A 13,739-nucleotide genomic window follows, 5' to 3' on the forward strand; every position below is an offset into this window, starting at 1 on the left:
CACGACCGGATACCAGGCGTTGGACAGCACATCGACCCGTAAACTGGGCTTTTTCTTCAGCGACCACCATCGCTGGTTGCTCCAGCATATCCACAAACGCCTGCGTAACCACGCCGACGCCGAAGATACCGCGGCCGAAACGTTCTGCCAGATGCTCGGCGCGCGTGTCGATCCAGACAGCATTCAGCAGCCTCGCGCCTACCTCACCATCATTGCTCGCCGGCTGATCTTCGACCGCCACCGTCGTCGCCAGCTCGAGCACGCCTATCTGGAACATCTGGCGCGGCTGCCGGAGGCCGTAGCGCCATCGGCCGAGGAGCAGCTGCTGCTGATCGAGGCTCTGGTGACCATCGATCAGGCACTGGACGGCTTGCCCGCGGTCGTCAAAGCCACCTTCCTCTATAGCCAGCTCGACGGCATGCACTACGCCGACATCGCCGCAAAGCTGCAGATCAGCGAGCGCTCGGTCAGCCGCTACATGAAACAGGCGCTTCGCCAATGTTACCTGTGCGAGGTGCAGGCATGAGCAGGCCAGCCCTCGACCGGGTCAGCGAGCAGGCCATCGACTGGATGGTCGAGCTCAGGGCCGCTACGCCTGATGCAGCGCTGCTGCAACGGGTCAGGCTCTGGCTGCAGCAGGACCCCGCTCATCAACAGGCCTGGAACCGCCTGGAACAACGCCTTGGCCATCCGCTCGCCGCATTGCACGCCCTCGATCAACGGGCCCCTGGCCAAGCCGCAGAGGCGCGCCGATTGCTGATGCAGCCGACTCGCTCACGGCGTGACGTACTGGGCGCCATGGCAAGCCTGGGGCTGTTGGGCACGGCGCTGTGGGGTGGATGGCGCAGTGACACTGCCCAAGGCTGGTTGGCCGACTTGCACACAGGCCGTGGCGAGCGACGCAGCTTCACTTTGGCGGACGGCAGTCGCCTGAGCCTGAACAGCGCCAGTGCGGTCGACGTGCAGTTCGATGCCGGGCAGCGTCTTGTGGTGCTGCGTCACGGTGAGTTGCTGATCCAAGTCGCGCGCGACCCGCTGCGTCCCCTGCGCGTGCGCACCGCGCAAGGGCAAGTGCAGGCGTTGGGAACGCGCTTTCTGGTCAGCCAGGAGGAAGATGCCACCCGGGTGGTGGTACTGCAGCACAGTGTCCGCGCCAGTTTGGCCGATGGCCAATGGGCCGAGCTGCAGCAAGGGCAGGCCGCGCTGCTGCGCAGTAACACCCTCGAACGGCTGACGGGCGAACAACAGCAACGCGCTGCATGGCTGGAGGGCCGCCTGGAAGTCCTCGACCAGCCCCTGCATGAGGTGGTCGACGCGCTGCGCCCCTACCAGCGTGGCTACATTCGGCTCGCCCCCGCGGCACGCGGTCTGCGGGTACAAGGCGTATTTCCTCTGGACCAGCCACAACAGGCGTTGAAGGCGTTGGCCGAAGCGCTGCCAATCAGCGTGGAACGCTATGGCCCGTGGCTGATGCTGATCGACCTGAAAACCTCTTGATAAAAATATTTATCAAAATCATTCGCAATGGTGGCAAGTTTTTTTTGTTCGTCCCACATACCTCCTGACAGCCACTTCATTCGGGAGTAATCCGTGTACAACCCCTTGCCCCGCGCCCTGCCTCTGGTCGCCGCCTTGGCCAGCTTCAACGTGCTAGCCCAGGCGCAAACCCAGATGTTCGACCTGCCGCCCGCCAGCCTGGCTCAAACGCTCAACCGCATCGCCAGCCAAAGCGGCCACATCATCGCGCTGGAGCCTGCACTGGTGCGCGGCAAGCAAGCACCTGCCGTGGTCGGCCAGATGAGTGCCGAACAGGCCATGCAAGCTGCTCTGGCCGGCAGCGGCCTGCAGCTGCGGGTTTCCAGCGAGGGGCATTTCAGTGTCGCCCCCGCCAGCCTGGGCGGCGACGTCATGGAGCTGGGCAGCACCAGCATCACCGACAACTACGTGGATGCAACCAGCGAAGGCACAGGTTCCTATGCCGCCCGTGCGGTGACCCTCGGCAAAGGCACGCACACTCTCAAGGAGATCCCCCAGTCGGTCACCGTCATCACGCGCAAGCAACTGGATGACCAGGGCATCACCGATTTGCAGGACGCGCTCAACCACACCACGGGCATTGTCGGCGCGCAGGGCATTGGCCCTGGCGTGGTGGTGACCTCGCGTGGTTTCCAGATCGATGACTGGCAGTACGACGGTGTGCCGATTCCGCGAAACAACTATTCGCTGGGCAACTGGGCAACCCAGGACCTGGTGTTCTTCGACCGAGTGGAGATCCTGCGCGGTGCTTCAGGCCTGCTGCAGGGCACAGGTAGCCCCGGCGGCGCGATCAACCTGGTGCGCAAGCGCGGCCAGGCAACCCCGACCGTTACCCTCACCGGCAAAGCTGGCTCCTGGGACCATTACGGCCTGCAGCTTGACGCCGGTGGCCCGTTGACCGCCGATGGCCGTGTTCGCGGACGGCTCGTGGCCGACGAAGACCAAAGCGACAGCTTCATCGACTACCAGTGGAGCAAATCGCATTCGTTGTACGGCGCGCTGGACATCGACCTGAATGACGCCACTACCGTGGGTGCTGGCATCAGCTACAACCGCCAGCAGTCGCGACCGATGCTGCGGGGTATCCCCCGCTACGCCACGGGCAAGCCGGTCGACGTACCGCGCTCGACCTACACCGGCGCTCGCTGGAGCCGTGCCGAGACCGACGTCACCACCTATTACCTGGACCTGGAGCACCGTTTCAACGAGGACTGGGCTTTCAAGGCCGCTGCAGTGCGCATGGACGAGACCAACACGTCGACCCACCAGCGCACCCAGACCGTCGGTGAAGGCCTTGAGCCTGACGGCAGTGGCGTCGAGTATGCAGACTGGATCACCGACTTCCATTCCACCAAGCTGGGCCTGGACATGAACGTGGTCGGCCACTTCGACACAGGCCCCGTAGCACATGAAGTGACCTTTGGCGGCAACTACTCCAAGCTCACCAGCGATGATGGTTACTGGCGCACCTTTGGTGGCAATGACAGCATCTTCGACATCGACCATGACCGCCCCGAGCCTAGCCGTGACAGCCTGCTTGCCGCGCCCTTCGGGCGCCACGAAAGCAGTGGCTATGATATTCGCCAGAAAGGACTGTACGGTGCCTGGCGCGTCAAACCGACCGACAGGTTGACGCTGATTCTCGGGTCACGCGTCAGCTGGTTCGACTACAGCTACGCAAGCACCACGTACCGCGGGCTGAACCCGGGCCAGGTCAACCCCACCAGCCGCATGACCGAAACGGGTGAGGTCACCCCGTATGCAGGTTTTGTCTACGACCTGACCCGCGAATGGGCCTGGTACGCAAGCTACACAGACGTCTTCGTACCGCAAACCGAACGCGCCGTTGGCAATACACCGCTCAAACCGGTGATTGGCAGCAACTACGAAACGGGCCTCAAGGGCGAACTGCTTGACGGCCGGGTCAACGCTTCGATCGCGCTGTTCCGCTACGATCAGGAAAACCGCGCGGTCACCGATACAACCTCGGGGTTCGCCTGCGATGACTGGTACTGTTCAACAGCGTCGGGCAAGGTACGCAGCCAGGGTGTCGAAGCCGAGATCAGCGGTGAAGTGCTGAGTGGCCTGCAATTGTTCGCAGGCTACACCTACAACACCACCAAATTCCTTGAAGACCCTGTCGACAAAGGCCGCACATTCAGCCAGTGGACACCCAAACACATGCTGCGCGCCTGGGCCGATTACACGCTGCCACTGGACGGCCAGCGCTGGAGTACAGGCCTTGGCTTCACCACCCAAAGCCATACCCTGGGTTACGAGCGCACCTACACCGTGCCGGGCTATACGGTGTGGAGCGCGCGCCTGGCCTATCAGCTGACCCCGGAAGTGAACGTTGCCGTCAACGCCAACAACCTGTTCGACAAGAAGTACTGGGTCGCAGGCTTCAACCAGCTCAATGGCAGCAACAACTATGGCGAGCCGCGTAACTTCCTGTTGACGGTCAAGTACACCCCAGAGCTCTAACCCCAGGTCATTGCGCCAGCGGCCACTGCGCCAATGGCCAGTAGGCGCCCTTGCGCGACTCGTAAAGCGTGAAGTGTCGCGCGGTGAGGTAGAACTCCGGCGCGCTGCTGGCCTCGGGTGGCTGGCCGTGGTAGTCCCTGGACAGCGTCAGGTGCGGCCGATACTCACGGCTGGCCGCCTCCACCCCCAGCGGCAGCAGCGCCTGCTGCAAGCCGTACACCAGGTGCAACAGGGCCGGCGGTGTCTGCTGTGCCTCCAGCACCAGGGCCCCGGCCCGCTGCCACACCTGCAAACGGTCGAGCAACAGCCGCGGCGCCGTGGCCGGCAGCGCCAGTTGATCGACCGCCGCGCAGATCGCTGGCAGCTGGGCGGCGTCCACATCACCGAGGAACAGCAGCGTGACGTGGAAATTGGCTGCCGGCACCGGTTTGCCGCTGCGCAGGCTCAGGTCCCGGCGCCATTGGGCCAGAGCACTGCGCTGGGCATCGTTGACCGGCAAGGCGAAGAACAGCCGTTTGAACGGGCTACCGCTGGGGCGTATATCCTGAACCATACAAACTCCCTGACATGAAACGTTTGCGCAAGACTGTAGGGCATTACACCAATGTCGCCCCACCGTTTCGTAACAATAAGTACAAACTGCCCCCATGATTGTTTATGCTGGCGAGCTTATGCCATGGCGCATGGCCATTTTTCGACAAGTAAACGTCCATGAAAATTGCACTCGTACTTATCTTCGTCCTCTCGATCGCCTATGTTCACCTGCGCGGTCGGGTTCGCCACAAGCTGACGCGTCAGCTGGGCGACCACTCCAGCTTCCTGGCCCCGGTCAACAGCTTTCTGTACCTGTTTTCCAAGCACCCGGCCAAGCCTTACCTGCCGGTTGAGGCTTTTCCCGAACTGAAACCGCTGCAGGACCACTGGCAGGAGATCCGCGAGGAAGGCCGCCAGCTGCTGCACGTAGGCGAAATCAAGAAGTCCGACAATTACGATGACGTCGGTTTCAACTCGTTCTTCAAAACCGGCTGGAAGCGCTTCTACCTGAAGTGGTACGGCGAGAGCCACCCGTCGGCGATGGCGCTGTGCCCACGCACCACCGAGCTGTTGCAAGGTATCGGCACAGTCAAGGCTGCCATGTTCGCCACCCTGCCGCCGGGTGCCAAGCTGGTGCGCCACCGTGACCCGTATGCGGGCTCGTACCGCTATCATCTTGGCCTGGACACGCCGAACGACGACGGCTGCTACATCGACGTGGACGGCGAGAAGTACTCGTGGCGCGATGGCGAGGGGGTGATCTTCGACGAAACCTACATCCACTACGCGGCCAACACCACCGAGCATAACCGCATCATCCTGTTCTGCGACGTCGAACGCCCGCTCAAGTACCGCTGGGCAACCGCGTTCAACCGCTGGTTCAGCCGAAATGTCATGGCCGCCGCCGCTGCGCCCAACGATGCCAGCGACAAGACCGGGGGCATCAACCGCCTGTTCACCCGCATCTACAAGATCCGCGAGCGTGGCAAGGCGCTGAAGAAGCGCAACCGCATGCGTTACTACCTGGAGAAATGGGCAGTGGTCGCAGCGTTGGTGCTGGTGTTCATCTACATCTGAACCGTGTAGGCGCGGGCTTGGTGCAAGCCCGCTGCCAAAGGCCCACTGCATGACCACCAAAGTACAAGCCTCGCACTTGCCACTCTTCGACTAGCCTGAAAGCTCCACTCGCAACCCCCCCAAGGTGAAGACGATGAGCATGATGGACTGGGACGCCTACCGTAAGCAGTTGATGGCCGGCATCGGCGATCTCAAGCAACTCTCACCCGACACCGTGGCCGGTTATGTGACCGCCAGCGGTGCTGGGGCCAAGACCAACCACCTGGACGCCAAGACCCGCGAGCTGATCTCCCTGGCCGTGGCCGTGACCACCCGCTGCGACGGCTGCATCGCCGTGCATTCGCAACAGGCGGTCAAGCATGGCGCCAGCCGCGAGGAAATTGCCGAAGCGCTTGGCGTAGCGGTGGCGATGAATGCTGGGGCCGCACTGGTCTACTCAGCGCGTGCCATGGACGCGGTGGGCAAGGCCAACGGTTGAGCACAAACGGCGTCGCCGCCCTTGCGCGACGGCGCCGCGCCACCCAGACTGGGCGGCTTAGCCCGCGCAGGAACCCGCATGATCCACATTCGCCCCATGACGCCCGAAGACTTCGACCGTTTCTGGCCTACCTTCCAAGCCATTGTCCAGGCCCGTGAAACCTACGCCTTCGAGCCAGCCCTGAGCGTCGAACAGGCTCGCCAGCTGTGGCTGGAGCTGCCCTTGCATACGTTGCTGGCTGAAGAAGATGGCGAGCTGCTGGGTTCCTACTACCTCAAGGCCAATGCTGCCGGGCCTGGCGCACATGTGGGCAATTGCGGCTACATGGTCTGCGAACAGGCGCGCGGCCGGGGCGTGGCGCGCCTGATGTGCGAACACTCGCAGAAGCTGGCGCGCCAGGAAGGTTTTCTGGCCCTGCAGTTCAACTCGGTGGTGGCCAGCAATGAAGTGGCCGTGGCGCTTTGGCACAAGCTCGGCTTCGAGACCGTTGGCCGCTTGCCCAAGGCCTATCGCCATGCCCGCCTGGGGCTGGTGGACTGCCTGGTGATGTACAAATGGCTGGCGGATGAGCCGGTGGTAGAGAAGCCCCCGCTGTTGATCGGGCGCAAGAACATCGAGGCACGGGTTTCGCGGCGCCGCGGACGCTAGCCTTTGCAGGGCTAACCCACCTCCATTGCCCAAGCAAATTTGACGCCCCCGCGTTTCAATGGTCAGATGCGCGCCAGTTTCAGGTGTCCTGCGCCGCCGCGCGCAGGGTGAAACGGGAAGCCGGTGCGTCGTGTTGCCCACGACAAGTCCGGCGCTGCCCCCGCAACGGTAAGCGAGCGAACCCTTCGAGATACCACTGTGCTCCGGCATGGGAAGGTGAAGGTTTCATGCCCCTCGCAAGCCCGGAGACCGGCCTGGAGCTTCACTTGGCAACCCGCGGTGGGCGGGCGCAGGCCGGAATCCGTGCGCGCGCCTGCCTGCATGGTTCGCCTTTGCGTGTTTTCCACCGGGATGCATTCATTCCTGCAGCAGTGGAACGACATGTCCCGTATGTTCAAGCTTCACCCCCTGGCGGCCTGCCTGGCCGTCGCCCTGCCGGCCTTGGCCGATGACCGTGCCCCGCCGCCTCTGGCCTTGCCTTCCACGGCCATCACCGACACCCTCGACAGCCACGCCATCGACCTGGCCACGCCTACCCAGGCCGGCTCGCGCCTTGGCCTGAGTGCCCTGGAAACACCCGCCAGTACCAGCAGCATCAGTGCCGAGCAGATTCAGCAGCGCAACAACCTCACCGTGCAGGATGCGGTGACCCGCTCGCCGGGCATCACCTTCGTCGGCTCCCCAGGCGACGGCGGCACCGGCCTGTCCGCCCGCGGCTTTGCCGGGCACAGTTCGGTGATGACCCTGTTCGACGGCACGCGCCTTTACACCGGCGCCGGCACGCAAACGTTCCCTGTCGACCCGTGGATGGTCGAACGTATCGATGTGATTCGCGGCCCGGCTTCGGTACTGCATGGCGAAGGCGCCACCGGCGCGGTCGTCAACGTGATCCCGAAAAAACCGTTTGCCGGCGAAGTGCGCAACCACCTGCGTCTGGGCTACGGCTCATGGGACCGTCAGCAGCTCGGCCTGGACAGCGGCGGCAGCCTCAGCGAGCGCCTGAGCTATCGCCTTACGCTGAACCAGCAAGATGGCAATGGTTGGGTCGACCGCACCCATTCGCGCAGCCTGGCCGTTAGCGCAGCGCTGCGTTTCGATGCCAGTGACGACCTCAGCTTCACCCTCGCCCACGACCGTGGCGAGGCGCAGCCCGCCAACTACTACGGCACGCCGCTGATCGACGGCCACTATCGCAGTAGCCTGCGCAACAAGAACTACAACGTACAGAATGACGTGCAGCGTTATGACGACGAGTGGACCCGGCTGACCACCGATTGGACGCTGAACGACCACCTCAGCGCCAGCAACCAGCTGTACTACATCAAGAGCCGCCGCCACTGGCGCAACGCCGAAGACTACAGCTGGGACGCCGAGCGTCAGCAGTTGCTGCGCGGCAGCTACCTGGAGATCAAGCACAACCAGGAACAGTTCGGCGACCGCCAGACCTTCACCTTCGACCACACCCTGTTCGGCCTGGCCAGCAAGACCGTGGTCGGGGCCGAGTACAACAAGGTGCGCTTCAACGTCGACAGCAATTCACCCTACAACGATGTCGGCGGCGACTACATCGACCCATGGCAACCGCAGCCCGGCGGGTTCCACAGTGCCTCGCCGCTGCGACCGCAAACCTTGTCCACCACCCATACCTTTGCCCTGTTCGCCGAGAACCGCCTGCAGCTCAGCGACCGGCTGTCGCTGGTAACCGGCGTGCGCCGCGACCAGAACCACATCGACCGCGACAACCTGACCAACGACAGCCGCAGTGACCGCAGCCTGCAAGGTGGCAACTGGCGCGCTGGGCTGGTGTTCGCGGTCACTGACGACCTGTCACTGTATGGCCAGTACTCCACCAGCGAGGAAGGGGTCAACAACCTCATCAGCCTCAGCCCCACCCAGATGCACTATGACTTGACCGAAGCGAAGCAGACCGAGGTAGGCCTGAAGCAGCGCTTCTGGGAAGGCCGTGGCGAATGGACACTGGCCGCCTACCACATCGTCAAGAAGAAGCTGCTGGTAGACGACCCGATCACCCACGAGAAGCAACAGGCTGGCCAGCAGACCTCCGATGGCCTCGAAGCGACCTTGGAACTGGCGCTGGCGCACCAATGGCAGGTGTCTGCCAACGCATCGCTGGTGCGCGCAAGGTATGACGACTTCGACGAGATGGTCGGCGGCGTGGCGCAGGACCGTGCCGGCAACCGGCCGGCCAACGTGCCACGGCGTACCGCCAACCTGTGGTTGAGCAAAGGTTTCGGCCAACAGGTGGAAGCCGGCATTGGCGCGCGCTATGTGGATGAGCGTTATGCCGACACCGCCAATACCCAAAGCGCCCCCGGCTACACCGTGGTCGATGCCAACATCGCCTGGCAGGTGTTGCCTGATGTACGGCTGGGGTTGCAGTTGAACAACCTGTTCGATCGCGAGTATGTGCAGTCGGCGTTCAGCGGGCAGCAGTGGTTGATGGGGATGCCGCGCTCGTATTTTGCGACGGTGGATTACACCTTCTGACCTGAGTTGCCTGAACCGGCCTCTTCGCGGGCGCGCCCGCGAAGAGGCCTGCACAGGCAACACAAAAACCTCTACCAGCCTCCAATAAATTAGTTATAAGATAACGTTTCACATGACATTCATTCCTATCAGCGACCCTCCATGACAAGCGCCAGCGCCACGCCCACCTTGATCACCCAGCGCCTGCAGAGCATCGATGCCCTGCGCGGCCTGGTGATCCTGTTCATGCTTTTGGACCACGTCCGCGAGACCTTCTTCCTGCACCGCCAGGTAAGCGACCCCATGGCCATCGACGCCACGGAGCCTTCGCTGTTCTTCAGCCGCACCCTGGCCCACCTGTGCGCACCGGTGTTCGTCCTGCTGACCGGCCTGTCGGCCTGGCTGTACGGCGAGAAGCATCAGGGCCGTAGCGATGTCTCGGCATTCCTGTTCAAGCGCGGGCTGTTCCTGGTGGTGCTGGAGTTCACCCTGGTCAACTTCGCCTGGACCTTCCAGTTGCCGCCCAGCGTGATCTATCTGCAAGTGATCTGGGCCATCGGCGTCAGCATGATCGCCTTGTCCCTGCTGGTGTGGCTGCCACGCGCCGCACTGCTCACCCTGGGCGCCATCATCGTCGCCGGCCACAACCTGCTCGACGGCCTGCACTTTGGCGTGGGGTCAGCCCTGCACGTGCCCTGGGCAATCCTGCACGACCGCGGCTGGCTTGAATGGTCGGAAAACCTGCGCCTGCGCACGTCGTATCCGGTGCTGCCGTGGATCGGCGTCATTGCCCTGGGTTATGGCCTGGGCCCCTGGTTCGCGCGCGGCAGCGAGGCCGGACAACGCCAGCAACGCCTGCTGACGGCCGGGTTGCTCGCACTCCTGGGCTTTGTCCTGCTGCGCATGTTCAACGGCTATGGTGAGGCGCCGTGGAGCGGTTACCCCACCTTCACGCAAACGTTGATGAGCTTCTTCAACATCACCAAATACCCACCGTCGCTACTGTTCCTGGCCCTGACCCTGGGCTGCGGCCTTGTGTTGCTGCGCGCCTTCGAGCGGGCCGGCCAGGCGCGCTGGATCAGTGCCCTGGCGGTGTTCGGTGCGGCCCCGATGTTCTTCTACCTGCTGCACCTGTATGTGCTGAAGCTGCTGTACCTGGCCAGCGTGGCGCTGTTGGGCCTCAACCAGGGCGACTACTTCGGCTTCGAGAGCATTGCAGCGGTGTGGCTGAGCGCGGTGCTGTTGGCGGCTTCGCTGTACCTGCCAGTACGCGGGTTCGCCCAACTGAAGCAGCGGCGCCGCGACATCGCCTGGCTGAAGTACTTCTGAAAAGCGTTTTCACCCGGCGGCGCGATGGTCTACCATGCGGGCCGCCGGTTTCCACCACGGAACTAATAGGGAATCCCAGGCCCGCCAATACGGGCCAAACGGAACTGCCCCCGCAACTGTAGGTGCCGAGCCTGCTCCATCGATGCCACTGGGCCAGACCGCCCGGGAAGGCCGGAGCCGGGCCATGACGCACCAGTCAGGAGACCTGCCGGCCTACATTCACCAACCGGCGGGGTGTCCGGGATTGGCCATCAGTGTTGCCCCTGCCACCGGCAGGGGCTCGGCGATGCCTGTCCGCGCGTTCCTCACCCGAACTGTCCGATAGGAGATCGCCCAGCATGCTGCCCCGTTTCGCCACCCTGCTCGCCGGCCTAGGCCTTACCGGCCTGGCCCAGGCCGCGGCCACCCACTACCCGCTGACGCTCGACAACTGCGGCAAGCCGCAGACGTTCGCCCAGGCGCCACAGCGCGCCGTCACCATCGGCCAGGCCGGTACCGAGATGCTCTATGCACTGGGGCTGGGCGACAAACTGGCGGGCACCTCGCTGTGGTTCAACAACGTGCTGCCCGAGTACCAGGCAGTGAACGCCAAGGTGCCGCGCCTGGCCGACAACGACCCCAGCTTCGAAGCCGTGGTCGGCAAGCGCCCGCAATTGGTGGCGGTGCAGTTCGAATGGATGGTCGGTGCCCAGGGCGTGGTCGGCACCCGCGAACAGTTCGATGAACTGAAGATCCCCACCTACCTGCTGCCGTCGGACTGCGAAGGCAAGGACAACCTGGTCGGCGCCGACGGCACCCGTCTGCAGGCGTTCCAGGTCAGCAGCATCTACAAGAGCATCAGCCAGCTGGCCGAGATCTTCGATGTGCAGGACCGCGGCAATGCTCTGAATGCCGAGCTCAAAGGCCGCCTGGACAGTGCCAAGGCGCAACTGGCCGGCAAGGACCTGTCGGCCACCTCGGCATTGTTCTGGTTCTCCAGCGCCGACCTCGACATCGACCCTTATGTGGCCGGCCGCCAGGGCGTCGCCGACTTCATGCTGCGCACCCTGGGTGTGCGCAACGTGGTCGAGTCCAGCGAAGAATGGCCGACCGTAGGCTGGGAAACCCTGGCCAAGGCCAACCCCACCTGGCTGATCATCGCCCGCATGGACCGCCGCCGCTTCCCCGCCGACGACTACCAGAAAAAGCTCGAATTCCTGCGCAGCGACCCGGTAACCCGCAACATGGATGCGGTGAAGTACGATCGCATCATCATTCTTGACGCCGACGCCATGCAAGCCGGCATCCGCCTGTTCCGCGGCGTGCAGACGCTAGCCACAGCCTTCGCCAGCGGTAAAGCAGCCCAGTGATGATGCGCCTGTTACCCTGCATCGTGGTTGCCCTGGCAGCCCTGTTGGCCGCCCTGCTGGCCGGTACCGCCATCGGCGAAACCAGCCTGTCGCCCAGCGTGGTCGGCCAGGTGCTGGCCAACCACCTGTGGCAGGCCGGCTACCCGGTCGACCCGATCGACGCCGGCATCGTCTGGAACTACCGCCTGACCCGCACCCTGGTCGCAGCCGCGTGCGGCGCCCGGCTGGCAACCTGCGGCGTGATTCTCCAGGCGCTGTTGCGCAACCCCCTGGCCGAGCCGTACCTGCTCGGGCTATCTGCCGGTGCCTCGACCGGCGCGGTGCTGGTCGGCCTGCTGGGCCTGGGTAGCCTGGCATTGAGCATGTCCGCCGGGGCCTTCATCGGCGCCGGGGCCGCATTCGCCCTGGTGCTGCTGCTGGCCCGCGCGGCCGGCCCCAGCAGCAACAACGCTCAGGTGATCCTTGCCGGTATCGCTGGCTCGCAACTGTTCAATGCCCTGACCGCCTTCCTGATCACCAAGTCGGCCACCGCCGAGCAGGCGCGCGGTATCCTGTTCTGGCTACTGGGCAACCTCAGCGGCGTGCGCTGGCCTTCGGTGTGGCTGGCTGTGCCGGTGGCGCTGTTCGGCTTGCTGGTGTGCCTGTGGCATCGCCGTGCGCTGGACGCCTTCACGTTTGGTGCCGATTCGGCAGCCTCGCTGGGCATTCCGGTGCGGCGTACCCAGTTGTTGCTGATCAGTTGTGCAGCGCTGGTCACGGCGGTGATGGTGTCCATTGTCGGTGCCATCGGTTTTGTCGGGCTGGTAATACCCCACGCCCTGCGTCTGCTGCTAGGCCCCGGGCACAGCCGCCTGCTGCCTGCCAGCGCGCTGGGTGGCGCACTGTTCCTGATTGCTGCAGACATCCTCTCACGCACGCTGATCACCGGCCAGGTGATCCCGGTAGGTGTGGTTACCGCGCTGATCGGCGCGCCAGTTTTCGCGCTGATTCTGGTCAGCCGCCGGGGGCGCCCATGACCCTCCTGGCTGCTGTACAAGTGCACCCACTGAGTTGCCAGGGGCTGGGGCTGCAACTGGCCGGCAATGCCGTACTCAGCGGTATCGACCTTGGCGTTGTCGCTGGTGAAACCCTGGGTATCGTCGGCCCCAACGGCTCGGGCAAATCCTCGCTACTGAAGTTGCTGGCAGGGCTGCGCAAACCCACCTGCGGCAACGTACAGCTGATGGGCGAACCGCTGGCGCAGATGCCTCGCCGCCATGTAGCCCAGGCCTTGGCACTGGTCGAACAACAGGCCGACACCCTCGATGCGATCAGCGTGTTCGACGCGGTTGCCTTGGGCCGCACGCCCTGGCTCTCGGCCCTGGCGCCGTTCTCCCGGCAGGACCGCGACATCGTCGAGCAAGCGTTGGCCGACCTTGATGCCTTGCACCTGCGTACGCGCCTGTGGGGCTCGCTGTCCGGTGGCGAGCGCCAGCGTGTGCACATCGCCCGCGCCTTGGCCCAACGCCCGCAGGTACTGCTGCTGGACGAACCGACCAACCACCTGGACATCCAGCATCAGCTAAGCCTGCTGCAGCAAGTGCAGGCCCTGCCGGTAACCACCCTGGTGGCTTTGCACGACCTCAACCAGGCGCTCACCTGTGACCGTGTGGCGGTACTCGACAAGGGCCGCCTGGTCGCCCTTGGCAAACCACTCGACGTACTCACCCCCGAGCGCCTGCTGAGTACCTTCGGCGTCCACGCCCACTACCTTACCGACCCTTACGACGGCGCGCGCATTCTGCGCTTTCGCGCCCCCTGAACCCGGAAGTTCTGCC

The 13,739-nt window shown here is 64.1% G+C and carries 12 protein-coding genes and 2 riboswitches; of the genes, 11 read left to right on the forward strand and 1 reads right to left on the reverse strand.

What is annotated here, in order from left to right:
* Window positions 1-19 precede the first annotated feature (19 nt).
* The 3 genes from Q9451_RS19875 (at window position 20) to Q9451_RS19885 (ending at window position 4,020) form a co-directional block, all read left to right on the forward strand.
* Complete coding sequence (locus tag Q9451_RS19875) at window positions 20-526, forward strand: sigma-70 family RNA polymerase sigma factor (protein ID WP_012271719.1); 507 nt, start codon at window positions 20-22, stop codon at window positions 524-526.
* On the forward strand, window positions 523-1,497 hold the full coding sequence (locus Q9451_RS19880; protein ID WP_012271718.1) for a FecR family protein: 975 nt from the start codon (window positions 523-525) through the stop codon (window positions 1,495-1,497). The genes Q9451_RS19875 and Q9451_RS19880 overlap by 4 nt, the downstream gene beginning before the upstream one ends.
* Window positions 1,498-1,590: 93 nt before the next feature.
* Window positions 1,591-4,020, forward strand: a complete 2,430-nt coding sequence (locus Q9451_RS19885) for a TonB-dependent receptor (RefSeq protein ID WP_012271717.1) — start codon at window positions 1,591-1,593, stop codon at window positions 4,018-4,020.
* A gap of 7 nt (window positions 4,021-4,027) precedes the next feature.
* On the opposite strand, the gene thpR is transcribed toward Q9451_RS19885, so the two are convergent.
* Entirely contained in the window at window positions 4,028-4,573 is a 546-nt protein-coding gene (gene thpR, locus Q9451_RS19890; protein WP_012271716.1) for an RNA 2',3'-cyclic phosphodiesterase, read from the reverse strand.
* 158 nt (window positions 4,574-4,731) lie between these two features.
* Here thpR and lpxO point away from each other — a divergent pair, with 158 nt between their 5' ends.
* The 8 genes from lpxO (at window position 4,732) to Q9451_RS19930 (ending at window position 13,723) form a co-directional block, all read left to right on the forward strand.
* Window positions 4,732-5,631 carry a lipid A hydroxylase LpxO gene (gene lpxO / locus Q9451_RS19895; protein WP_012271715.1) on the forward strand — a complete coding sequence of 300 codons (900 nt, stop codon included), beginning with the start codon at window positions 4,732-4,734 and terminating at the stop codon, window positions 5,629-5,631.
* A gap of 133 nt (window positions 5,632-5,764) precedes the next feature.
* Entirely contained in the window at window positions 5,765-6,109 is a 345-nt protein-coding gene (locus Q9451_RS19900; protein WP_012271714.1) for a carboxymuconolactone decarboxylase family protein, read from the forward strand.
* A gap of 78 nt (window positions 6,110-6,187) precedes the next feature.
* Window positions 6,188-6,757 carry a GNAT family N-acetyltransferase gene (locus Q9451_RS19905; RefSeq protein WP_012271713.1) on the forward strand — a complete coding sequence of 190 codons (570 nt, stop codon included), beginning with the start codon at window positions 6,188-6,190 and terminating at the stop codon, window positions 6,755-6,757.
* Window positions 6,758-6,821: 64 nt separating this feature from the next.
* Window positions 6,822-7,030: riboswitch (cobalamin riboswitch) on the forward strand.
* A gap of 108 nt (window positions 7,031-7,138) precedes the next feature.
* Complete coding sequence (locus Q9451_RS19910; RefSeq protein ID WP_012271712.1) at window positions 7,139-9,265, forward strand: TonB-dependent receptor; 2,127 nt, start codon at window positions 7,139-7,141, stop codon at window positions 9,263-9,265.
* Window positions 9,266-9,406: 141 nt separating this feature from the next.
* The gene (locus Q9451_RS19915) at window positions 9,407-10,573 is read left to right on the forward strand and encodes a DUF1624 domain-containing protein (protein WP_012271711.1); all 1,167 of its coding nucleotides are present in this window, start codon (window positions 9,407-9,409) and stop codon (window positions 10,571-10,573) included.
* 28 nt (window positions 10,574-10,601) lie between these two features.
* Window positions 10,602-10,801: riboswitch (cobalamin riboswitch) on the forward strand.
* Window positions 10,802-10,911: 110 nt separating this feature from the next.
* Window positions 10,912-11,922, forward strand: coding sequence for an ABC transporter substrate-binding protein (locus tag Q9451_RS19920; RefSeq protein ID WP_012271710.1), 1,011 nt, complete (start codon window positions 10,912-10,914; stop codon window positions 11,920-11,922).
* A complete protein-coding gene (locus Q9451_RS19925; protein ID WP_345960715.1) occupies window positions 11,922-12,938 on the forward strand; it encodes an iron ABC transporter permease in 1,017 nt (338 codons plus the stop codon). The genes Q9451_RS19920 and Q9451_RS19925 overlap by 1 nt, the downstream gene beginning before the upstream one ends.
* Entirely contained in the window at window positions 12,935-13,723 is a 789-nt protein-coding gene (locus Q9451_RS19930; RefSeq protein ID WP_012271708.1) for an ABC transporter ATP-binding protein, read from the forward strand. Before Q9451_RS19925 ends, Q9451_RS19930 begins: the two co-directional genes overlap by 4 nt.
* Window positions 13,724-13,739 lie beyond the last annotated feature (16 nt).

The organism is Pseudomonas sp. NY8896 (assembly GCF_039634505.1).

Bases quoted from the DNA above. Each gene is read 5' to 3' on its own strand.
- Q9451_RS19880 (WP_012271718.1), top strand. From the start codon at position 523: ATGAGCAGGCCAGCCCTCGACCGGGTCAGCGAGCAGGCCATCGACTGG.
- thpR (WP_012271716.1), bottom strand. From the start codon at position 4,573: ATGGTTCAGGATATACGCCCCAGCGGTAGCCCGTTCAAACGGCTGTTC.
- lpxO (WP_012271715.1), top strand. From the start codon at position 4,732: ATGAAAATTGCACTCGTACTTATCTTCGTCCTCTCGATCGCCTATGTT.
- Q9451_RS19900 (WP_012271714.1), top strand. From the start codon at position 5,765: ATGAGCATGATGGACTGGGACGCCTACCGTAAGCAGTTGATGGCCGGC.
- Q9451_RS19905 (WP_012271713.1), top strand. From the start codon at position 6,188: ATGATCCACATTCGCCCCATGACGCCCGAAGACTTCGACCGTTTCTGG.
- Q9451_RS19910 (WP_012271712.1), top strand. From the start codon at position 7,139: ATGTCCCGTATGTTCAAGCTTCACCCCCTGGCGGCCTGCCTGGCCGTC.
- Q9451_RS19915 (WP_012271711.1), top strand. From the start codon at position 9,407: ATGACAAGCGCCAGCGCCACGCCCACCTTGATCACCCAGCGCCTGCAG.
- Q9451_RS19920 (WP_012271710.1), top strand. From the start codon at position 10,912: ATGCTGCCCCGTTTCGCCACCCTGCTCGCCGGCCTAGGCCTTACCGGC.
- Q9451_RS19925 (WP_345960715.1), top strand. From the start codon at position 11,922: ATGATGCGCCTGTTACCCTGCATCGTGGTTGCCCTGGCAGCCCTGTTG.
- Q9451_RS19930 (WP_012271708.1), top strand. From the start codon at position 12,935: ATGACCCTCCTGGCTGCTGTACAAGTGCACCCACTGAGTTGCCAGGGG.